Source organism: Acinetobacter sp. 809848 (assembly GCF_000581275.1).
Lineage (GTDB): Bacteria > Pseudomonadota > Gammaproteobacteria > Pseudomonadales > Moraxellaceae > Acinetobacter > Acinetobacter pittii.
Genome location: NZ_JEXG01000027.1, coordinates 14,368 through 36,775, shown reverse-complemented (window position 1 = coordinate 36,775; position 22,408 = coordinate 14,368). Strand labels below are relative to the sequence as shown.

Here is a 22,408-nt window from a genome sequence, read left to right as displayed (position 1 = left end):
AATATTAAAGTTGAAAAAGATCGTTTTATTGTTTTTAGAATATCAAATTAAAGATCTTTTTTATGGATTGCTGTTAATATTAAAGTGCATGATAGATTTCCCAATCCTTCATATCTGTACAAATTAAATCAAGGATGATGAGCGAACACATTTATTATGGAAATCAAACAAATAAAATATTTTTTAACTGTGGTTGAAGCAGGTAGTATTGGTAAAGCTGCCCAAAAACTTGATGTGGGCGCTTCAGCAATTAGCCAGCAAATTAGTAAATTAGAACAAGAGCTAAGCATTCGCCTATTACAGCGTAATGCCTTTGGTGTCACTCCTACTCCCGCAGGTCTCGCCTTTTTAAAACATTCTCAACTTATTTTACGTCAAGTGAACTTCGCGGTAGATGCTGCCCATTCTGCACGACTATCTGGACATGTCAGCCTTGGCTTTCCACCGACCATTACGGCTTTGATTGGTATCCCTTTAATGAAACTAATGTCTGAACGTTACCCAGACATTCGTTTAGAGATTGTGGAAACGCTATCAGGCAATCTAATTCAATCCATTAACTCGCGTCAGCTCGATATCGCAATTATTTTTACCAATGAAATTGATAAACAGTGGTCGATTCAACCTTTGGTACGCGAGCAAATGTATTTAATGGCACGCAAGGAAGTGCTAGAAAAATATGGTCTTGCCGATTGCATCAAAAGTGGTGTCATTCAGTCTCAACAAATTGGAGACCTTCCTTTAGTACTGCCACGTCAGCGCCATAGTCTAAGAAAGTTGCTTGAGCACAAGATTGGTCAGCTTAATGTCGTCTATGAAATTGATGGCCTACACTTACTCATGGACAGTCTAATTCACCTCGACCTTGCCAGCGTCCGCCCAGGTAGCGCTTGTCTGCAAGAGTACAAACATAAGCTTCAATTACTCAAGTTAGTAGACCCTGAAGTTGAACGAATCAATTACTTGGTAAGCCTTGCCGAAGAAGAATTATCACCTGCTGCACTTGCCGCAAAGTCAGCCATTAAGGCTTGCGTGAAAGATTTGATTCAAAACCAGATTTGGCCATGTTCTGAAATTATTTTATAAAGAGTCATTAATTTTATTAAATACCTAATTAATTTTGCCCTCTCACTCCCTCCTGCTTTTTGAGATTACATTTTCGTCCGAATGATAAGTGGTTTTCCGCTTATCGAAATATAGATGTGTAGTTTGAACTGGAAACAAGGCATCACATTTTCTGCAAAGGACCTCGCTAAATCTCATCTCTAACCCATTTGCTCTTTAGATTTATTGATTGAATCAATTTAGGTCCAGCCTCGAAAATCGTGAATGTTTCCATTTTGTCAGGCCAAGGAGGTCTCCAATGGATGTCGTGAATAACCGTAGGGCTACTTTTAAAAAAATATTAAATGTAACAAGTGGCAACTTTTTAGAGCAGTACGACTTTTTTCTTTTTGGTTTCTATGCCACTTATATCGCGGCAAAATTTTTCCACTCTGAAAATGAATATGTCTCTTTAATGATGACATTTACCGTATTTGCTGCGGGTTTTCTTATGCGTCCTCTCGGCGCTATTTTCTTGGGCGCTTATGTCGACAGAGTTGGTCGACGCAAAGGTCTCATTGTTACTTTAAGCCTTATGGCCATCGGAACCATCTTAATTACCTTTGTACCGGGTTATGAAACCATAGGTATTATTGCGCCGATTTTGGTGGTCATTGGACGTCTATTACAAGGCTTTTCGGCAGGTGTTGAATCTGGCGGTGTGTCGATTTATCTCGCAGAGATTGCAACGGATAAAAATCGTGGATTTATCACAAGCTGGCAGTCTGGCAGCCAACAAGTTGCTGTTGTGTTTGCTGCATTACTTGGCTACTGGCTCAACACCATCTTAACTACTGCTCAAGTGGGTGAATGGGGTTGGCGTATTCCGTTCTTAATCGGTTGTTTGATTATTCCTTTAATCTTCTTGTTCCGTCGTACTTTAGAGGAAACTGAAGACTTTAAATCGCAAAAGACTCATCCTTCAACAAAAGAAATTTTCAGCACACTGGCAAGCAACTGGCGCATCGTCCTTGCAGGCATGATGATGAGTGCCATGACCACAACCACGTTCTATTTCATTACGGTTTACACCACAGTATATGCAAAACGTACTTTAGAAATGTCAGTAACAGATAGCCTTTTAGCAACCGTGTTTGTTGGTTTGTCTAATTTCTTCTGGTTACCAATGGGTGGTTTGCTTTCAGACAAAATTGGCCGCCGTCCAGTACTAGTCGGCATTACCACACTTGCTCTCTTTACAAGTTATCCGGTTTTAAGTTGGTTAGTGAGTAACATTAGCTTCTCGAACCTTCTAATTACGCTTGCTTACTTCTCGTTCTTCTTTGGTATGTACAACGGAACCATGGTCGCAACCCTTGCAGAAGTGATGCCGAAACGTGTACGTACAGTTGGTTTCTCTTTAGCGTTTAGCCTTGCAGCCGCTATTTTTGGTGGTATGACCCCAATGGCTTGTACCTTCCTTGTCGAAAACACAGGCAACCCAAGTACCCCTGCTTTCTGGCTCATGCTTGCTGCAGTTTGTAGCCTTATTTCAAGCTTGTATCTATGCCGCGGTTCTAAACAGAAAAATACTGACGCGATTGCTGAACCTGCAAAAATTAGCGCTTAAAACAACAACGACTTAACCTGAAATTTTAATGAACAGTACGGTGGATCTTAAATCTCCGTACTGTATTCTCCTGTCATTAAAGCGAGATACTATGAAAAAGTCCCCTATCTTCATGACCATTTGCCTAGCTGGTGCTGGCTTAGGCTCAACTCTTGCTAACGCAGATACTATCGAAGTGATTAGCTCTGGTGGTTTTTATTCATCTATGGAAAAACTCATTCCATTATTTGAAAAACAAACAGGCCATACCGTGCATCTCTCATCTGGTTCATCAATGGGTGCATCACCAACTGCAATTCCAAATCGACTCGATCGTGGTGAACGTTTTGACGTGGTGGTCTTGGCTGCTCCTGAACTCAACAAGCTCGCAGAAAAGGGTTATGTAGAACCCAATTCACAAAGTCCTTTAGTCAATTCAAGCATCGGCATGGCTGTGCCTAAAGGTGCACCAAAGCCAGATATTAGTTCTGCAGAAAAATTTGAAAAAGTTTTATTAAATGCCAAGCACATCGGCTATTCAGCAAGTGCGAGCGGTACGCATCTTGAAAAAGATGTTTTCCCAAGCTTCCCGCCTGTCGAGTACAAAGTAATTTCGAGTAAGGCAGAAAAAGTGGTAGGTGACCGCGTTGCAAAACGTATCGCCGAAGGCCAGTTTGATATTGGTTTCCAGCAAATTAGCGAAATCAAACCTTTTACAGGCAAATATGGTCAAGTTGAATTAGTCGGCCCAATCCCTGCACCGTATCAAAAAGTGACTGTATTTGCGGCAGGCATTGGTAAAAACTCGGAACATGCAAAAGTCGCAAAAGAGTTAATTAAATTTGTGAAATCGCCACTAGCAACACAAATTATTGAAGAACAGGGTCTTGAGCAGGTTAAACAATAAAAGCTCTAAAAGGCAACGTCTTGAGGTGATGTTGCCTTTTCTCTTTTAGTGGTTTACTCAAAGCAATAGAACAAAAAACCAGTGTAGAATTAATCCATAAAGGTTAATGTAGTATTTACCGTGGAACTCAAACAATTAAAGTATTTTATTGCAGTGATCGAGTCAGGAAGCTTGGGTAAAGCTGCAAAAAATCTCGATATTGGAACTTCTGCATTAAGCCAGCAAATCTCAAAATTAGAAAGCGAGCTTTCTATTCGCCTTTTACAACGTACCGCTTTGGGTACGGTTCCCACCCCTGCGGGTTTAGCTTTTTTTCAACAAGTGCAACTGGCGCTTAGACACCTAGACCATGCCGTAGACTCTGCGCATTCCTCACGTTTAAGTGGTCACGTCACCGTCGGTTTTTCACCGAGTGTTGCAGCTGTTATTGGCACGCACTTTTTAAAACTCATGAGAAATCGTTATCCCGATATTAAAGTCCGTTTAATCGAAGGTTTATCGGGTGACCTCAAAGCCTTGGTTAATGCAAGGCAGCTCGATGTTGCCATCATCTTTAGTGATGATGTCGACCCACAGTGGGCCATACAGCCTTTAGTTAAAGAACAGATGTTTTTAATCTCGCCTAAAGATGTGCTGAGTCAGTACGGGCTTGAAAGCTGTATCGACACTCAGACCATTACTCATTCACAGCTTAAAGAACTCCCTCTGATTTTACCAAGTCAACGACATGGACTGCGTTTATTGCTCGAACAGAAAATTCATCAGCTTAAAGTGGCTTATGAAATTGATGGACTGCACTTATTAATGGAAAGCATTAGCCAACTGGAAATGGCAACCATTCAACCTGCGGGTGCATCATTAAACTCAAGGCAAGACCTATGTTTACTGCGCGTTGTAGAACCTGCCATTGAACGCATTAACTATTTAATTAGTCTCTCTGAAGAAGAAATCTCACCTGCTACTTTAGCCACGAAAGTAGTGATTCGCGCCTGTGTGACCAACCTGATTAATGAAAAGCGCTGGCCCGGTGCGGAACTCATAAATACTTAAGCACTTAGTGTTTATTTTTAATAAACACCCATTCAAGCTTAGCCTCTCACTTCACCTTTCCTTTTAAAGCTACATTAGCCCTAGCTGAGAAAGGGAGAAATCCATGCATGATGTGATTGTAATTGGTGGTGGGAATGCCGCACTGTGTGCCGCACTCACAGCAAAAGAAAGTGGCGCTTCTGTACTGGTAATAGAAGCAGCACCTAAAGAGTGGCGTGGTGGTAACTCACAACACACTCGTAACCTTCGCTGCATGCATGATGCCCCTCAAGATGTATTAGTCGATGCCTATCCCGAGGAAGAATATTGGCAAGACTTACTTAAAGTGACTGCTGGAAAAACCAATGAGCACTTAGCTCGTCTAGTGATTCGTAGCACGGCCACCTGCCGCGACTGGATGCGTAAACATGGTGTGAATTTTCAGCCACCACTATCGGGTGCTTTGCATGTTGCACGTACCAATGCATTTTTTATGGGTGGTGGTAAAGCCCTCATTAATGCGTACTACCGGAGTGCCCAAGAACTTGGTATTGAAATTTTATACAACACAAAAATTAAAGATCTAAAGTTAAATCAAGGGCATTTTGAAGCTGCAATTGCGGAAGATGGCCGTGTATTTAAAGCAAAAAGCTGTGTATTGGCCGCAGGCGGTTTTGAGTCAAATTTGGAGTGGTTAAGAGAAGCATGGGGACAAAATGAAAACGGCGAATGGCCTGCCGATAATTTCATTATCCGTGGAACCCGCTTTAATCAAGGCAACTTGCTTAAATTTATGATAGACCAAGGCGCCGATATTATTGGTGATCCATCACAATCACATTGCGTAGCCGTAGATGCAAGAGCACCGTTATATGATGGTGGTATTTGTACTCGCATTGACTGCGTTTCCTTGGGAATTGTGGTCAATAACAAAGCTGAACGTTTTTACGATGAAGGTGAAGACTTCTGGCCAAAACGTTATGCGATTTGGGGCCGCCTTGTAGCTAAACAACCTCAGCAAATTGCCTATTCGATTATTGATTCAAAAGCCATTGGTCGCTTTATGCCACCTGTGTTTGCAGGTGTAAAAGCAAATAGCATTCAAGAACTGGCCGAAAAAATCGGACTAGATGCAAAAACCTTATGCCATACCGTAGAAGAATTTAACCAAGCCTGTGTACAAGGCACCTTTAACCACACGGTTTTAGATGACTGCACCACCGAAAATATTGTTCCCAACAAAACCCACTGGGCTGTTCCTCTCGATCAACCACCCTTCTATGCCTATGCCCTTAAACCCGGCATTACCTTTACCTATTTAGGTTTAAAAGTCGAAGACGATGCTGCTGTGCGTTTTAACAATAAGCCAAGCCGCAACCTGTTTGTCGCAGGTGAAATGATGGCAGGTAACGTACTTGGTCAGGGTTATACCGCGGGCGTTGGTATGTCGATTGGCACGACATTTGGGCGAATTGCCGGAAAAAATGCCGCCCACTATGCACTTTCACAAGGAGTTGAACATGAATGCTAATAGCAAAGCCCTAATTCCAGTTGTTCAGCTCTCTGACCATGAGCAAGAAGTTCAAAGAGCCCTACAGATTTGTAATGCTTGTCGCTACTGTGAGTCATTTTGCGCTGTATTTGCGGCCATGACCAAACGCCTTGAGTTTAACCAAGCCGATATTCATTACCTAGCAAACCTGTGCCATAACTGTGGTGCGTGTTTACATGCTTGCCAGTATGCCCCACCTCATGAGTTTGGGGTAAACATTCCTAAAGCGATGGCACAAGTACGTTTAGAAACTTATCAAGAATTTGCGACCCCTCAGCCTTTAGGTCGACTTTATAAGTCTGTAGGTATTCCTTTTGTCTCGGCTTTAACACTTATTTTCTTTTTTTGCATGTTAGCTGTGGTGTGGTACAAAGGCACTGACTTATTTGCAGGCTACCAAGGTAATTTCTATGCGATTTTCCCGCATAACTTTTTAGCACTATTGTTTGGAGCGACCTTTACAGTTGCGATTGTTTTACTCGGTATTGGAATTAGCAAATTCTGGCGACAAACCTCTAAAGTCATTTATGGCAAAGTTGAGAAACCCGATCTGGTTCAAGCCACTCAAAATGTATTAACACTTAAATATTTAGATGGCGGTCATGGTAAAGGCTGTAATGAGCAAGATGACCGTTACACACAAATCCGCCGTGTGTTCCATCACCTAACTTTTTATGGCTTTATGCTCTGCTTTGCAGCTACAGGTGTAGCGACTTTATATCACTATTTTCTTGACCTACATGCACCTTATCCTTACCTAAGCTTGCCTGTGATTTTAGGCACTTTAGGTGGAATTGGCTTAGTTGTCGGGCCTGCTGGCTTACTCTATTTAAATCTTAAACGTCATCCGTTGCATGGTGACCGTGAGCAAAAACCTGTAGATCGAGGCTTTATTTTCCTTCTACTTATCGTTAGTGCTTCAGGGCTAGCACTTATGGCATTTCGCAATACCCCTTACATGGCACTTTTACTGATTTTCCATTTAGCCACTGTCATGACTTTCTTTATTACCATGCCATTTGGTAAGTTCGCACACGGTTTTTACCGCAGTGCTTCTTTACTCAAATTTGCCATCGAAGAACGTATTTCCAAGAAATCATAATTTCATTCAAAAGTATTCACTATCTTGGCGTAGTGAATACTTTCATTATTTTAAGCTCAAAACACTTCATGCCATCCCTACTTTTTACTGTTTAAAATTCCCAAGCCATACATTGGCCACTTCGTACTTGCTTTAATATTATTAATGAGCATCGCCACTAAAACTAAAGACACTGCACCAACCAAAACAGGGAAAATTAAGAAACTCCACTCGTAATGTATGCTGCTTGCGGTGAGCAAAATAACCAAAGGATTAGCTCCAGCAGGTGGATGAACGCATTTAAAAATCTGCATGAGTGCAATAGCGCAGCCCACTGATAACGCAATTGTAAAAATAGAAACACCGACAAATTTTAGAAAAAACAAACCCACAAAAGCCGAGATAAGATGCCCAAATATAATATTTCTCGGCTGTGCCAAAGGTGACTGCGACACGGTATAGAGCAATACACAGGTCGCACCAAACGGCGCCATGATAAAGATATTGTGTGTGAGTTTACTCAACCACAGAAGTATAAAAATACTGACTGTCCCCCCAACAAGGCTTCTTAAAACATCAATTTTAGTGGGCGATGGAGCCAGTTTTTCTTTGCCATAAAAAATCGAGAACATGGTTTTATTCCTTAAACAGACATTGCTTTTTAAAAAGCATATAGATAAAATTTCAAATAGTACAGATCTGTACTATTTTATTTTTTGGAAAAGTTTTATGTCAAAATCTGCCTTAAAAATATTAGATACAGCCGAGAAGTTATTTAACGAAAATAGTTTTGTCGGGGTTGGTGTCGATCTGATTCGCGATGAATCTGGCTGCTCAAAAACCACGATGTACACGTACTATAAAAATAAAAATCAACTGGTTAAGTCTGTGCTCGTTGCACGTGATGAACGGTTTAAGCAAAGCCTTTTGGGCTATGTGGGAGATGCAACAGGGTTAGAGGCCATCAATAAAATTCTGGATTGGCACACTAACTGGTTTAGACAAGATTTTTTTAAGGGCTGTTTATTTGTAAGAGCTGTCGCTGAATCTAACCAAGATGATCAAGACATTATTTCTATTTCTAAAGCCCATAAACAATGGATTAAAGTATTGATTGCACAAAACTGCAATATACCCAATGGTGAAGCTTTATCTGAGCTGATCTATACAGTGATTGAAGGCTTAATTAGCCGCTTTTTAGTCGATGGTTTCGATGAAATACTTGCGATAAACATGAAAAATTCTATTAATCAATTATTTAATATTCATCAACATTAGCATGAGAACTTAAAATGGAAGTGGACCATATTTTTATTTGTGTACAATCAGGCGCTCCCGAAGCTGAAACTTTAAAAAAATTCGGTCTAACAGAAGGTTCATCCAATAAGCACCCAGGTCAAGGTACCGAAAACAGACGATTTTTCTTTAAAAACATTTTTATCGAGTTAATCTTTTTAAATAATCCAGAAGAAGCCTCAAGCGATCTCACCAAACCAACTCTGCTTTTTGAACGACTGAGTGCTCAAGATAATATCCCGTCCCCTTTTGGTATTTGCTTTAGACCTAAAGATAAAGATGATAACGGCGCAAAATTTCCTAATTGGGTTTACAAGCCAAGCTATTTACCAGCCAGCTTAGAAGTAAATGTTGCCAAAGACTCTGTTGTATCTGAGCCAATGTGGTTCTTTCTCTCATTTGCTTCACGACCAGACCTTGCTGCGAAAGAAAAACAACAACCACTTGTGCATAGCAAAGATTTATCAGAAATCACCTCAATTAAGGTTTCTATTCCAAACCTCGAACAGCACCCTACTTCGTTACTGTTCAATACGCTTGATGATTTTGAAGTGACTGATGGATCGGAGCATTTAATGGAAATTAGTTTTGATCATGAACATCAAGGAATAATTCATGATTTCAGACCAGAGCTGCCGCTTATTTTTAAATATTAAAACGCTTAGTTTCTAATAAAAACTGTGATTTATTGCAAATCACAGTTTTTATTTAAATTGAATCACATTAAAAATGATAATAGCTTAAGCAATTTTTCCATCAATAATGCCTTTCTCTTTTAACGCAGCTAGCTCTTCTGCTGTTTTAAATCTCGATAAGATTTGAGCCGTATGTTCACCCAACTCTGGCGGTGCATGATGATATTCAACTGGAGTATCAGACAACTTGATTGGTGAGCCAATCGTTTGGAAGTTTTCATTTAAACGATGAGGAATATTGACCAACAAATTGCGATGTACAATTTGTGGTTCAGCCAAGGCATCTTCAATAGAGTTGATAACACCTACGGGTACTTTTAAAGCATGAATCATCTCAACCCATTCTTTAGCAGTTTTTTGCAAAAAGTGCTCCGATAATAAAGGAATCAGTTCATTTCGATATTTGACACGGTCTTGGTTGCGCACAAAATTTTCATTTTCGAGTAGCTCTTGATAACCAATTGCAATACACAAATCTTTAAACTGTTTATCGTTACCACAAGCAATAATAAATTCTTTATCTTTGGCCTTAAAAGTTTGATACGGCACAATACTTGGGTGTTGATTACCCATGCGCTGTGGGGCTTTACCAGAAGCTAAATAGTTCATTCCCTGATTTGCCAGTGCCGCGACCTGCACATCAAGGAGTGACATATCAATATATTGACCGCGTCCAGTGTGTGAGCGTGCAATCAAGGCCGCTTGAATCGCAATCGTGGAATACAAACCCGTTTGAATATCTACCACAGCCACACCAACCTTTTGTGCACCACCGCCTGCCACATCATCAGGCTCGCCAGTAATACTCATTAAGCCAGACATACCCTGAATAATAAAATCATAGCCAGGCTCTTGTGCACGTGGGCCATCTTGTCCAAAACCCGTAATCGAGCAATAAATAATATTTGGGTTCAACGCACTTAAGGAAGCATAGTCCAAACCATATTTAGCCAAAGACCCTGTCTTATAATTTTCAATCACGACATCAGCAGTCTTGGCAATTTCATAAATTAAAGTCTGACCTTCGGGTGTGGTAATGTCCACCGCAACTGAATATTTATTACGATTGGTACACTGGAAATAACCAGATTCACGGGTCATGTTTCCATCTTGATCGGGCATCCATGGTGGTCCCCACATGCGGGTGTCATCACCTACTCGAGGACGTTCAATTTTAATCACTTCTGCGCCAAGGTCTGCCAAGATTTGCCCGCACCATGGCCCCGCAAGTACACGACTTAAATCTAAAACCCGAATTCCTTGTAATGCACCCATAACGATACCCTTATCTTTTAGAAGGCACTCAACGCACCTTCTTTTCATTGTTTATGATTGTCTTTGTGGATCGTACTGACGATCTTTAATAAATAAGCCTGGCAATACACCCGCAACAAAATACGCAGCGCCCATCACAATAAAGGCCATGGTAAAAGTTCCACCCGATGCTAAGAAACCAATCGTGGCTGGTGCAATCGCTGCCCCAACACGACCAATGTTATAAGCACCGCCAATGGCTGTTCCGCGTACATCAGTTGAAAAACTTTCAGCCATATAAGTCGCATTTACACCATATGGAATGCCATATAAGAAGCCAAAAGTGATTAATAAATACAAAATATTGTCAGGCGTATTGAAGAAAATAATGATTGGCAAGAACACGGCGCTGGCTATTGTTCCAAACACAAAAACAGCACGGCGGTTAAATTTGTCAGCAAGATAACCCGCTAAAATTTTGCCTAGAATCATTGCAGTATATGAACCCACCATATAACTGGTTAAGTTTTTAAAGTTCATATGTACTTCTGTTTCTAAATAACTTGGCATCCAGTTGTTAATGCCGTAATAACCAAACTGTAAGAAAAATGCTGTGGTCATCCACAACAAAAACATTTTACGGTGCTTAAAGTTATTAAAGATTTGTTTGTAGATACTGCTACTTTTCGGCTTTTCAGCCACCACTCTTTCTTTAGGTTGTCTGTTGCCTTGTAAGCTTTCAATTTTGGTGAGCTGCCAAGATTTTGGCTCTGGCACAAAGCGTTGCAGGAAAATATTAACAAAAGCAGGCACTACGGTCAGGAAGAACAAAACACGCCAGCCATGATCTGGAATAATTGCACCAGCTAATAACGTCGCAGCAATATAACCTACGGTCTGACCCGTCTGTAATGTGCCCAAGACCGTTGTACGGTAAGTTGTCGGCACATATTCAGCCATTAAGGTATTACAAGCCATATAGAGTGCTCCGATTCCTAAAGCACCAATAAAACGTAGAGCCATAAATTGCTCGAAGCTTTGCGTAAAGCCTAACAAACAAGTCGCTACCGAAAAGAAGGTTACCGAGTTGGCAATCGTTCGTACACGGCCAAACTTGTCACATGCCCAACCACCCAAAATACCGCCAATACCCATACCTGCTAAAGAAGCACTGCCTAAGGCACCCGCTTGAAAGGTACTTAAACCAAACTCCGCCTTTAAACTGGTCAAGCTATAAGACAGCAGCATAATATCAATGCCATCGACCACCATCGCAAAATAGGCAAATAACAACGCCCATTTCCATGTATTTGGTCCAATCTTTTCATATGTTCCAAGGTTACTTGGAAATGTGGTTCTTAATTCTTTCGATATTACTTGAACGTCATTGTTCATATTTATTTCCTCATTTTCCCAAATGAGTCATCGGTAGCCTACTTATGTTTTCTGTATGACTTAATCTTCTATATTTTCACCATCTTATATTTAGTTTTAAGTACACAGAGGACATCTTCACATGAGTATCCTTACGATGAATCTTGTCATTTTCCATAAATTTTTGCGTAAAAATCCCTAAAGGTGCTCTCGAAAGAACACCTCTATCTTTAAAAAATGATTGAGTTAGTTACTAAATGCGGCAATGCCTGTTTGTGCACGACCTAAAATTAAGGCATGAACATCATGTGTACCTTCATAGGTATTTACGACTTCAAGATTGACCAAATGACGTGCCACACCAAACTCGTCACTAATGCCGTTTCCACCCATCATGTCACGTGCCATGCGGGCAATATCAAGTGCCTTTCCACAGTTATTACGCTTAATTAAAGATGTACCTTCAACGGATGCAATACCTTCATCTTTCATACGGCCAAAACGTAAAGCAGCCTGTAAACCCAAAGCAATTTCAGTTTGCATATCTGCCAGTTTCTTTTGAATCAACTGATTTGCAGCCAATGGACGACCAAATTGTTTACGGTCCATGGTGTATTGATGGGCTGTATGCCAACAGAACTCGGCAGCACCCATCGCACCCCATGCAATACCATAGCGGGCGCTATTTAGACAGGTAAATGGGCCTTTTAAACCTCGAACTTCAGGGAACGCATTTTCTTCAGGTACAAAAACGTTATCCATCACGATTTCACCCGTAATCGAGGCACGTAAACCGACCTTGCCATGAATGGCAGGCGCAGATAGGCCTTCCCAACCCTTTTCTAAAATAAAGCCGCGAATGTCACCCACATTACCTTCAGCAGAAACTTCTTTTGCCCAAACGACAAATACATCGGCAATTGGACTATTGGTAATCCACATTTTTGCGCCACTTAAACGATAACCACCGTCAACTTTTTTAGCACGAGTAATCATACTGCCCGGGTCTGAGCCATGATCAGGTTCAGTCAAACCAAAACAGCCAATGTATTCACCTGTGGCAAGTTTAGGTAAATACTTTTGCTTTTGCTCTTCAGTACCAAATTCATGAATCGGAACCATGACCAATGAGCTTTGCACGCTCGCCATAGAGCGGTAGCCCGAGTCGACATATTCAATTTCACGCGCAACCAAACCATAACTCACATAGTTCAAACCCGCGCCGCCATATTGCTCAGGAATGGTTGGGCCAAGTAAGCCAAGCTCTCCCATTTCACGGAAAATAGATGGATCTGTTGTTTCATGACGGAATTGTTCAAGTACACGGGGTTGCAAACGTTCTTGACAATAGGCATGAGCCGCATCACGAATCATGCGCTCATCTGGGCTAAGCTGTTGCTCAATTAAAAATGGGTCTTGCCAGTTAAATTGAACTTTTGCTTTTTTTGTTGTCACCATGTGATTCATCGCATCCTCTGCTTAATTTGAACTTCTTTATTTAACTCGATGTTATGCGTGAAAAATGCAGTAATCAAACGATAAATGTTCATGCAGATATGCGACTTACGCATATTTAAAATAAGACGTATTAAATTTAGATATTTAATTCATTGTATTTCATTAAAAATGGCTTATTTTTATACTAAACTTTGATATCTGCGTTTAGATCATATGCTGTTTTGAAATATGACGACAAATAAAAGGATTTATTTATGCGAAGAAGCATCCCTTCCATTCAGGGTCTAATTTGCTTTGAAAGTGCAGCAAAACATCTAAGTTATACCTATGCTGCGCAAGAGTTATGTATTACCCAAAGTGCAGTTTCTCGCCAAATTCAACAATTAGAAGATTTCTTAGGCGTTGAACTCTTTATACGTACTCGGCATGGTGTCGAACTCACCATTGCTGGTCAGCAGTATTTTAAAAGTATTAAGCCCTACTTATTAGGTTTAGAGAAATGTACAGCCGATGTGATTTCTCATAAGGGTTTAGGTGGAACATTAAAGTTAGGTGTGGTTCCTACCTTTGCAACGCGATGGTTATTACCCAAACTCCATCTTTTAAATCAAAAACACCCTGAAATTACGGTTCATTTAGAAACCAGTACTAAACCTTTTTTATTTAATGACAACATTTTTGATGCTGCGATTTTTGCAGGTACGCAACAGCAAATTGACCACTGGCCCGGCATACAAGCACATTATTTAATGGATGAAGAAATTGTACCTGTGTGCTCACCAAGACTAATCGAAAAGTATTTTCCAGATGCGGTGATGATTAATGAAAATACCTATGATTTAAGCCCAGAAGATTTATTAAAAATCCCTCTACTACAACAAACCACTCGACCTAGCATTTGGCAAGAATGGTTTCTCACTCATCAGATGCAACACCCGAAGCCTTTTGATGGACAACGCCATGAGTTATTTTCAATGCTTGCGGTTGCTGCCAGTCATGACATGGGAATGGCTCTAATTCCGCAAATGTTGATTGAGTCTGAACTACAAAAAAAGGAACTGGTGATTGTTTCCAATAAAAAATTAAAAGGTAGCCGAAAGTATTACCTTATTCATTCGAGCCAAGACATCTCACCGACTATTCAAAAATTTGTTGAGTGGATTTACCAAGAACTAGAACAACTAAAGAGCAATTCAAATTAGCTCAGCAGGTTTTATTTATGCTCAATATTACGATCTATAAAATAAAAAAGATTGTGATTTGATTAATCACAATCTTTTAGTTAAGTATAAATGACTTTGAAATTAATGACTCATTAATTGAATATCTGAACCACTACGCTTCGGGTCAATCAAAATTTTGGCATGTTGTTCAGGGTCACGTAACGCTTCAAATGCATTGGTAACTCCTTCTAAGCCAACAACACCCGTAATCAGTGGTGAACAGTTCACTTTACCTTCTGCAATCATGTGTAGCGCATCTCGAAACTCAAGCGGTGTATAGCCCAACACAAACTGAATTTCTAACTCTTTATTAATTGCAAGTGCGGGTTCGATTTTGTCACTTTGCATGCAGACGCCCACCCCAACAATTCGGGAAAATAAAGGCGCCCCTTCAATAATCTGCTGTAAAACACCCGGTACGCCCACACATTCAAAAATAACAGGACGTTTTGGCAGAGCACCCAATTTATCAATCATGCGCCATCCATGCCACCAAGGTAAGCGTGTCGCTTGCAACTTATCAAACAGTCCCATGCCCATGTTAATGGCATCAGAAACATTGCCAAGCAAACCAAACTCTTTCCAGTTGGCAAATGGTGATGTCTCTTTAGGGTCTACCACAATATCCGCACCACATTGCTCGGCAAGCTTACGACGGTTTGGAGAAAAGTCACTGGCAACTACAGTTTTAACACCAGCCGCTTTAAGCATTAATATGACACCTAACCCAACAGGACCACAACCAATCACAATCGCAGGTTCACTTGTTTTTACACGGCTACGGCGAACAGCATGCAATGCAACCGCCATAGGTTCAGTCATGGCAGCACTATCGGCATCTAGACCGTTGGGTACTTCAAACATCAAGCTCGATTGAGCCAATACTTGCTCGGCATAGCCACCCGAAGCATTTGGAGAAAGCCCTGTAGATAAATAACCATGCTGATCTACATTTAAAAGCGGCATTGCACAGACAAGTGTATCGGCTTTAAATTTATGACGTGTTTTTGGGCCGTAGTCTAAAACCTTGCCACAAAACTCATGTCCCAATACAAACGGATCTGTAGACTTGGCTAAACCATTAAACCCGACACGTGCAGCCAAATCATGCATGTGGTCGCAGTGGTGCTGCATATGTAAATCTGAACCACAGATCCCACATCGCACCACTTCCAATAAAACCTGCCCTTTTGCAGGCGTTAAGTTCGGTTGGTCTACCACTTGTAATTTTGCTTGATGACAAAGTACCGACTTCATTTGAGCGCTTCCTATTTCTTCTTTTTCATTTACTTGCCAGAAATAGATTTCTACAGATAAATTAATCGCTTTATCAGTTTGGTCTTTAGCAAGCCTTTATTCATCTTTACAACTAAAAAGCAAAATACCAATGACCATTCTTCAGCCAATCCACTCTTGAAGAGTCAACAAAAACAGGCTCAGCGAAATTAAAAACAATAAAAATCTTGGTGCTTGTATTTTACACAGACTGCGTTGTCTTCTTAGGCCAGAACAATGTCATCAAAATTAAAACTTATACAAATATAGTAAGTTCAAAAAACTCAACTCAACGCTTTTCACAAAAACATAGCAAATCCAAACTTTTATCAGCGCAACTAAACATGCATGATGAATTGATACGAACAGATAAGAAGAAATTTATGATTACTAAAACGCTTCCACTTACAGATATACACCGCCACCTTGATGGCAACATCCGCATTCAAACCATTTTAGACTTGGGGCAACAATACAATTTAGATTTACCTGCTTACGACATTGAATCTTTACGACCCCACGTACAAGTGATGGATAACCAACCAGACTTATTAAGTTTTTTATCTAAGCTCGATTGGGGTGTAAAAGTATTAGCGAGCCTAGATGCCTGCAAACGTATTGCTTTTGAAAACATGCAAGATGCAGCACAGCAAGGCCTAGACTATGTAGAGCTGCGTTTTTCCCCGGGTTATATGGGAATGCCACATCAACTCCCGCTCGAAGGTGTTGTTGAAGCTGTGATTGCTGGCGTAAAAGAGGGTAGTCAGGTGTACGGGGTAAAAGCGAATTTAATTGGCATTATGAGTCGTACTTTTGGTCAAGAAGCCTGCGAAAAAGAATTAAATGCCCTGCTTGCCCATAAAAATGATATTAAAGCGTTGGATCTCGCTGGAGATGAGCTTGGTTTTCCGGGCAATTTATTTATTGATCACTTTAAAAAAGCACGTGATGCAGGTTGGCACATTACCGTACATGCAGGCGAAGCTGCTGGCCCAGAAAGTATTTGGCAAGCCATTGTAGAATTAGGTGCAGAACGGATTGGACATGGTGTTAAAGCAGTTCAAGATTTAAAACTTCTAGATTATTTGGCTAAACACCAGATTGGGATTGAATCTTGCCTGACTTCGAACATTCAAACCAACACAGTGCCTTCTTTAGCAGAGCACCCATTAAAGACTTTTTTAGAACATGACGTACTTGCTACCATTAATACAGATGACCCTGCGGTAGAAGGCATTGAAATACAGCATGAATATTTAACTGCTGCCCCACTAGCAGGTTTAAGCCCTGAGCAAATTTATACAGCTCAAGAAAATGGTCTTAAAATCGCATTTTTATCAGAACAAGAAAAAGATGAGTTAAGGCAGAAATATCAATAACAGAGCTTATATAAATAAGTTCAAATATTGGATTGTATATGAATTAAAATTAAAATATATAAAAACAAAAAAATTCCTTCTACCTGTAAGACTAGAAGAAATTCTTTTCAATATTTGAGATATTTTCAAAGCTTGAACGCTTTTAAATATGGTCGGAGCAGTAGGATTCGAACCTACGACCCCCTGGTCCCAAACCAGGTGCACTACCAGGCTGTGCTATGCTCCGAAATTGGGGTGAATGACGGGATTCGAACCCGCGACAACTGGAATCACAATCCAGGGCTCTACCAACTGAGCTACATCCACCATCAAATAAGTTCTATGTACCAAGCTACCAAATGGCGCGCCTGACAGGATTCGAACCTGTGACCATCCGCTTAGAAGGCGGATGCTCTATCCAACTGAGCTACAGGCGCTTAACCGATGATGCTTATCATGCGATACTTCGCCGATCTTAAAATATTATTTTAAGTGGTCGGAGCAGTAGGATTCGAACCTACGACCCCCTGGTCCCAAACCAGGTGCACTACCAGGCTGTGCTATGCTCCGATCTATCTCAGCTTTTGCTGTATCGCACATCGTGCGGTACGGTGTGCATTCTAGGCGTGACGCCCTCAGACGTCAACACCTATTCTCAAAAAAAGTTAAAAATCCTTATCAAATGTATATTTAACAAGCATTTTGAGGTTTTTTAACGTTTTAACGATGCACTAAAGGCTAACATTCGATCTAAAGGCATTTTGGCACGTTCAGCAAGTGCTGGATCAACGTGTATTTCCTGATCACCTTTTTGTAAAACTTCTAAAATTCCGTCGAGTTCATTCATTGCCATCCACGGACAGTGGGCACATGAACGACAAGTTGCCCCCTCACCCGCTGTTGGCGCTTCAACTAAAATCTTATTGGGTACTGCTTGCTGCATTTTGTAGAAAATACCGCGGTCAGTTGCCACAATGAGTCTTTCGTTTGGTAAAGTCTGCGCAGCTTTAATGAGTTGAGAAGTACTACCTACCGCATCTGCAATTTCTACAACCGATTCTGGCGATTCTGGATGTACTAATACAGCAGCGTCTGGGTACAGTGCTTTCATGTTGGCAATGCCACGTGCACGGAATTCTTCATGCACAATACATGCCCCATCCCAAAGCAACATATCTGCACCAGTTTTCTTTTGGATATAGCGACCTAAGTGCTGATCTGGCGCCCAAATAATTTTTTCGCCTAAGCTGTCTAGATGTTCAACAATTTCAACAGCACAGCTCGAAGTCACAACCCAATCGGCACGTGCTTTAACAGCAGCCGATGTGTTGGCATAAACAACTACGGTATGGTCAGGGTGCTGATCACAAAATGCCGTGAACTCATCGACAGGACAGCCCAAATCTAGTGAGCAGGTTGCTTCAAGTGTCGGCATTAAAATTGTTTTTTCAGGAGACAGAATTTTTGCTGTTTCTCCCATAAATTTGACCCCAGCAACAACCAGTGTTGAGGCAGCATGATCTCGTCCGAAACGGGCCATTTCTAAAGAGTCAGAAACGCATCCACCTGTTTTTTCGGCAAGTTCTTGTACTTCAGGGTCGCAATAGTAATGAGCAACAAGGACAGCATCACGTTTTTTGAGCTCTGCTTCGATCTGCGCAAACTTTTGTTGTTTTGCTTCTTCACTTAAGCGATTGTCTTTTGGCTCACCTAAACGGTCTAAATGCGCTTGTACAATGTTTTTTGCATCGTTGGCAATTAAAGTCGCATCACTCATAAAACGTCTTCTCTATCCTTCATGCTGGCATACCTGCTCGCATATAACGTTACTGCTTAAATGATTTACGGATTGAATCATTTAATATCAAAAGATGGGGCTAATAAAAAAGCCTCTTTGTCGAGGCTTGATTATAACTGATATTTAAGAACGGTAATCAGCATTAATTTTGACATAGTCGTAAGATAAGTCACACGTATATACCGTGTCTTTGGCCTGACCACGTCCTAAATCAACACGAATGGTAATTTCGGTTTGTGCCATAACGCGCGCACCCGCTTCTTCGGTATAGTCCTCAGCTGCGCCACCGTCTTTACAGATTTGTACATCGTCTAACCACACTTGAATTTTAGACACGTCTAAGTCTTTAACGCCTGCATAGCCAATCGCAGCTAAAATACGTCCCCAGTTCGGGTCCGATGCAAAAAGTGCAGTTTTGACAAGTGGTGAATGCGCAATGCTATATGCAATGTCACAACATTCTTGAGTATTTGCGCCGCCTTCTACAGCAACAGTAATAAATTTCGTCGCACCTTCACCATCACGGACAATTAACTGTGCTAAACGATTCATTACACGAGCAAGAACTTCTAACACTTTAGCGTAGCGTACATCACTGTCCGATGTAATTTCAGCGCCACCCGCCTGACCTGTTGCTACGAAAATACAAGAGTCATTAGTCGAAGTATCGCCATCAATCGTAATACGGTTAAATGAATGCTCAACCGTGGTTTTTAGTAGCTTTTGTACTAAATCACGGCTAATAGGTGCATCTGTTGCCACGAAACTTAACATGGTTGCCATGTTCGGGCGAATCATTCCGGCGCCTTTACTAATACCTGTCATGGTATAAGTAATGCCATCAAGTTCAAATTGTTCAGATGCGCCTTTAGGCACAGTATCTGTTGTCATAATGCCAGTTGCAGCATCATTCCAAGCAGCATCTTGTACGCTATTTAATGCAGGCTGAAGACCAGCAAGTAAACGCTCCATTGGAAGCTGCTCACCAATCACACCTGTAGAAAATGGAAGTACTTCAGAGCTATTAACTCCTGCAAGCTCCGCTAACTTCGCGCAAGTATCTTGAGCGTTTTTCAAACCTGTAGGTCCAGTACCCGCATTGGCATTACCTGTGTTAATCACTAAATAGCGCGGATTACCTTCGGCAAGATGAGCTTTAGAGACATGAACAGGTGCTGCACAAAATGCATTTTGAGTAAATACACCAGCAACATTTGAGCCTTCTGCAAACTCAAAAATGACTAAATCTCGTCGGTTTTGGTAACGTACATATGCTTCTGTTGAGCCAATTTTTACACCTTTTACCACATACATTTGTGGCATTGTTACGTCACCGACAGCCATTTTTAGAACATCCAAAGTTTGTTATGAATAAGATCAATATTTCAAAAAAGCAATGCAGTGAAGCACCGACCTTATGAAATATCATAGTGGACAGCTTAGTAGAAAAGACTAAAAAAATCGAGCGCAAAAACGGCTCATTGTTGCTCTAGTTTTAATAAAATATCTTTCTTATCAAGCCCACCAGCAAAACCAACTAAAGCTCCACCAGCACCAATGACTCGGTGACAAGGTGCAATAATGGAAATTGGGTTTTTACCGTTTGCCGCGCCCACTGCTCTCACCGCTTTTTCATTGCCAATTTGGAGTGCAATATCTTTATAACTTCTTGTTTCCCCATAAGGGATGGTCAGTAAAGCAGACCAGACCAACTTTTGAAATGCGGTTCCTTCGAAATCTAGTGGCAATGTAAACTCTCGGCGTTTACCTTCAAAATATTCTTGTAATTGTCGTTCGGTCTTTAATAAAACTGGATGTTCAAGTTGTTCGACCAGCTCAGCCAGTCGAACACGTTTTGGATTTTCATTGTCCCAGAGTACTGCCACTAAAGCATTTTCATTCGCAACTAGCTTTAATTGCCCAACAGGCGAATTGATATACTTATAAGACAGCAACATAGTTTTATTCTCTTAAGACGGCGATGAAATTTTCATTAAAACCAAACCTGACACAATTAATACAGCGGCAATCATTCGCATAGCTCCAATAGGTTCATGAAGAAAAAATATACCTACAAGAAATGACCCAATTGCGCCAATGCCTGTCCAAACCGTATAGGCAGTGCCAAGAGGTAAAGTTTTCATTGATATTGAAAGCAGAACTACACTCAAAATCATAAAAACTACGGTAATAACACTAGGGGTTAAACGTGTAAAACCTTCGGACATTTTCATAGAATATGCCCAAATGATTTCAAATACACCTGCTAAAATTAAAATAGCCCAAGCCATAACATTCACTAATTTTTATAGCGTCAGGTCGTCCCGACATGATGTCCCATTATGGGGGAGGTCGTTCCTCCTTTATGTGAGGACTCAGTTTACTTTAAAATAAAAAATGAAGGCAAACCCTGACACAGGCTTGCCTCTATCAGAAAATATTATTCATTTTTTAACTGTAAAATTTTTCGTGCACCATTTAAAACAAACAAAACAATAATCAATCCAATCATTAAATCAGGATAACGCGAACCTGTAATGGCAACCAATATTCCCGCGACAATGACACCCAAGTTGACGATGACATCATTTGCAGAAAAGATATAACTCGCCTTCATGTGTGCCCCGCTCTCCTTATGGTCTCTCATTAAATAAAGGCAACTAATATTGGCCGCAAGCGCTAATCCGCCAATTAAAATCATGAGAATTGAAACGGGTTCACTGCCATAAATAAAACGGCGCAGTACATCAACTAACACAATCATGGCTAAGCCAAACTGCAACCACCCCGAAAGATGTGCAGCCCTTAATTGCGCATTTAGATTTTTACCCACCACAAATAAAGCAATGCCATAAATTGCAGCATCGGCAAACATATCGAGCGAATCGGCAATTAATCCTGTAGAGGAAGCGATGATGCCGGCCATAAACTCAATGACAAACATGACACCATTAATCAGTAACAACCATTGTAAAACTTGCTTTTGTGCTGCATTAGTTGAAGAACTAGCTCGAACCTTTTTAGGTTTTTCAACTGGTTCATAATGTGGCTGCGTTTGTTGTAACTCTGCTCCTAATCCTAGACGCTGTAAACTTTGAGTAATCATTTCAGCCTGAACACTATGATAAATCGCCAAATGACGCGCTGGTAAGTCAAAATAAAGTTCTTGAATATCGTCATTGTAAGAAGCCAAAGCCATCCGTACCATTTGCTCTTCGGCTGCACAATCCATGCGAGGAATATGGTAATAACTTACCCATTGACTCTTTTTAGCCACAGGTTCACTAGGCGTGAAACTCTCCTGAGACGACCTGCTTGAGCATTCGCAGTTAGAGCTATTTTTACTTAAATGTATTTGATTCTCTTGTTTTTCTAAAGCCATCTTTGCACCATAACTGACACAAAAAACAATGCCATTAGTATAAACCAATGGCATATGTTTAAGCTTACTTTTT

The 22,408-nt window shown here is 40.8% G+C and carries 20 protein-coding genes and 4 tRNA genes; 10 read left to right on the top strand and 14 right to left on the bottom strand.

Features of this window, described 5'->3' with window-relative positions:
- Positions 1-156: 156 nt before the first annotated feature.
- The 6 genes from J536_RS18070 to tcuB all read left to right on the top strand — a co-directional run bounded on the left by J536_RS18070 (position 157) and on the right by tcuB (position 7,243).
- Positions 157-1,086, top strand: coding sequence for a LysR family transcriptional regulator (locus tag J536_RS18070; RefSeq protein WP_017481268.1), 930 nt, complete (start codon positions 157-159; stop codon positions 1,084-1,086).
- Between the two features lie 277 nt (positions 1,087-1,363).
- Positions 1,364-2,674, top strand: a complete 1,311-nt coding sequence (locus J536_RS18065) for an MFS transporter (protein ID WP_017387501.1) — start codon at positions 1,364-1,366, stop codon at positions 2,672-2,674.
- 91 nt (positions 2,675-2,765) lie between these two features.
- Positions 2,766-3,560 (top strand): substrate-binding domain-containing protein, encoded by a 795-nt coding sequence (locus J536_RS18060; RefSeq protein WP_017481264.1) that lies wholly within the window; start codon positions 2,766-2,768, stop codon positions 3,558-3,560.
- Between the two features lie 120 nt (positions 3,561-3,680).
- Positions 3,681-4,610: a LysR family transcriptional regulator gene (locus J536_RS18055; protein WP_017481263.1), complete on the top strand. Its 930-nt coding sequence runs from the start codon at positions 3,681-3,683 to the stop codon at positions 4,608-4,610.
- Positions 4,611-4,713: 103 nt separating this feature from the next.
- Positions 4,714-6,120, top strand: a complete 1,407-nt coding sequence (gene tcuA, locus J536_RS18050) for an FAD-dependent tricarballylate dehydrogenase TcuA (RefSeq protein WP_000543960.1) — start codon at positions 4,714-4,716, stop codon at positions 6,118-6,120.
- Positions 6,110-7,243 carry a tricarballylate utilization 4Fe-4S protein TcuB gene (tcuB, locus tag J536_RS18045; protein WP_017481262.1) on the top strand — a complete coding sequence of 378 codons (1,134 nt, stop codon included), beginning with the start codon at positions 6,110-6,112 and terminating at the stop codon, positions 7,241-7,243. The genes tcuA and tcuB overlap by 11 nt, the downstream gene beginning before the upstream one ends.
- 77 nt (positions 7,244-7,320) lie before the next feature.
- Here tcuB and J536_RS18040 read toward each other — a convergent pair whose 3' ends face one another.
- The gene (locus J536_RS18040; protein ID WP_017481261.1) at positions 7,321-7,854 is read right to left on the bottom strand and encodes an HPP family protein; all 534 of its coding nucleotides are present in this window, start codon (positions 7,852-7,854) and stop codon (positions 7,321-7,323) included.
- 97 nt (positions 7,855-7,951) lie between these two features.
- Between J536_RS18040 and J536_RS18035 the strand changes: the two genes are divergently transcribed.
- Complete coding sequence (locus J536_RS18035; RefSeq protein WP_005302902.1) at positions 7,952-8,500, top strand: TetR/AcrR family transcriptional regulator; 549 nt, start codon at positions 7,952-7,954, stop codon at positions 8,498-8,500.
- Positions 8,501-8,514: 14 nt separating this feature from the next.
- Positions 8,515-9,174 carry a VOC family protein gene (locus J536_RS18030; RefSeq protein ID WP_032056949.1) on the top strand — a complete coding sequence of 220 codons (660 nt, stop codon included), beginning with the start codon at positions 8,515-8,517 and terminating at the stop codon, positions 9,172-9,174.
- An 84-nt stretch (positions 9,175-9,258) separates the two neighbouring features.
- Here the strand turns inward: J536_RS18030 and J536_RS18025 are convergent, their stop codons facing one another.
- The 3 genes from J536_RS18025 to J536_RS18015 form a co-directional block, all read right to left on the bottom strand.
- On the bottom strand, positions 9,259-10,488 hold the full coding sequence (locus J536_RS18025; RefSeq protein ID WP_017481258.1) for a CaiB/BaiF CoA transferase family protein: 1,230 nt from the start codon (positions 10,486-10,488) through the stop codon (positions 9,259-9,261).
- 51 nt (positions 10,489-10,539) lie between these two features.
- Positions 10,540-11,862, bottom strand: coding sequence for an MFS transporter (locus J536_RS18020; RefSeq protein WP_032056950.1), 1,323 nt, complete (start codon positions 11,860-11,862; stop codon positions 10,540-10,542).
- Between the two features lie 225 nt (positions 11,863-12,087).
- Positions 12,088-13,308: an acyl-CoA dehydrogenase gene (locus J536_RS18015; RefSeq protein ID WP_017481256.1), complete on the bottom strand. Its 1,221-nt coding sequence runs from the start codon at positions 13,306-13,308 to the stop codon at positions 12,088-12,090.
- Between the two features lie 245 nt (positions 13,309-13,553).
- Between J536_RS18015 and J536_RS18010 the strand changes: the two genes are divergently transcribed.
- Complete coding sequence (locus tag J536_RS18010) at positions 13,554-14,501, top strand: LysR substrate-binding domain-containing protein (RefSeq protein WP_004888660.1); 948 nt, start codon at positions 13,554-13,556, stop codon at positions 14,499-14,501.
- A gap of 102 nt (positions 14,502-14,603) precedes the next feature.
- Here J536_RS18010 and J536_RS18005 read toward each other — a convergent pair whose 3' ends face one another.
- Positions 14,604-15,779, bottom strand: coding sequence for a zinc-binding dehydrogenase (locus J536_RS18005; protein ID WP_017481254.1), 1,176 nt, complete (start codon positions 15,777-15,779; stop codon positions 14,604-14,606).
- Positions 15,780-16,180: 401 nt separating this feature from the next.
- Between J536_RS18005 and add the strand changes: the two genes are divergently transcribed.
- Positions 16,181-17,176, top strand: coding sequence for an adenosine deaminase (gene add / locus J536_RS18000; RefSeq protein ID WP_032063533.1), 996 nt, complete (start codon positions 16,181-16,183; stop codon positions 17,174-17,176).
- A 149-nt stretch (positions 17,177-17,325) separates the two neighbouring features.
- Here add and J536_RS17995 read toward each other — a convergent pair.
- The 9 genes from J536_RS17995 to J536_RS17955 form a co-directional block, all read right to left on the bottom strand.
- Positions 17,326-17,402: transfer RNA gene (locus tag J536_RS17995), tRNA-Pro, on the bottom strand.
- A 4-nt stretch (positions 17,403-17,406) separates the two neighbouring features.
- Positions 17,407-17,482: transfer RNA gene (locus tag J536_RS17990), tRNA-His, on the bottom strand.
- A gap of 33 nt (positions 17,483-17,515) precedes the next feature.
- A tRNA-Arg gene (locus J536_RS17985) sits at positions 17,516-17,592 on the bottom strand.
- A gap of 56 nt (positions 17,593-17,648) precedes the next feature.
- Positions 17,649-17,725: transfer RNA gene (locus J536_RS17980), tRNA-Pro, on the bottom strand.
- Positions 17,726-17,867: 142 nt separating this feature from the next.
- The gene (gene nadA / locus J536_RS17975; RefSeq protein ID WP_002115913.1) at positions 17,868-18,932 is read right to left on the bottom strand and encodes a quinolinate synthase NadA; all 1,065 of its coding nucleotides are present in this window, start codon (positions 18,930-18,932) and stop codon (positions 17,868-17,870) included.
- A gap of 144 nt (positions 18,933-19,076) precedes the next feature.
- Positions 19,077-20,297, bottom strand: a complete 1,221-nt coding sequence (gene argJ, locus J536_RS17970) for a bifunctional glutamate N-acetyltransferase/amino-acid acetyltransferase ArgJ (protein WP_017481251.1) — start codon at positions 20,295-20,297, stop codon at positions 19,077-19,079.
- A 134-nt stretch (positions 20,298-20,431) separates the two neighbouring features.
- Entirely contained in the window at positions 20,432-20,911 is a 480-nt protein-coding gene (locus tag J536_RS17965) for a methylated-DNA--[protein]-cysteine S-methyltransferase (RefSeq protein WP_032063532.1), read from the bottom strand.
- Positions 20,912-20,923: 12 nt separating this feature from the next.
- Positions 20,924-21,244 (bottom strand): DMT family transporter, encoded by a 321-nt coding sequence (locus tag J536_RS17960; protein WP_002115842.1) that lies wholly within the window; start codon positions 21,242-21,244, stop codon positions 20,924-20,926.
- Positions 21,245-21,393: 149 nt separating this feature from the next.
- Positions 21,394-22,389 carry a cation transporter gene (locus J536_RS17955; protein ID WP_017481249.1) on the bottom strand — a complete coding sequence of 332 codons (996 nt, stop codon included), beginning with the start codon at positions 22,387-22,389 and terminating at the stop codon, positions 21,394-21,396.
- Positions 22,390-22,408: the final 19 nt, after the last annotated feature.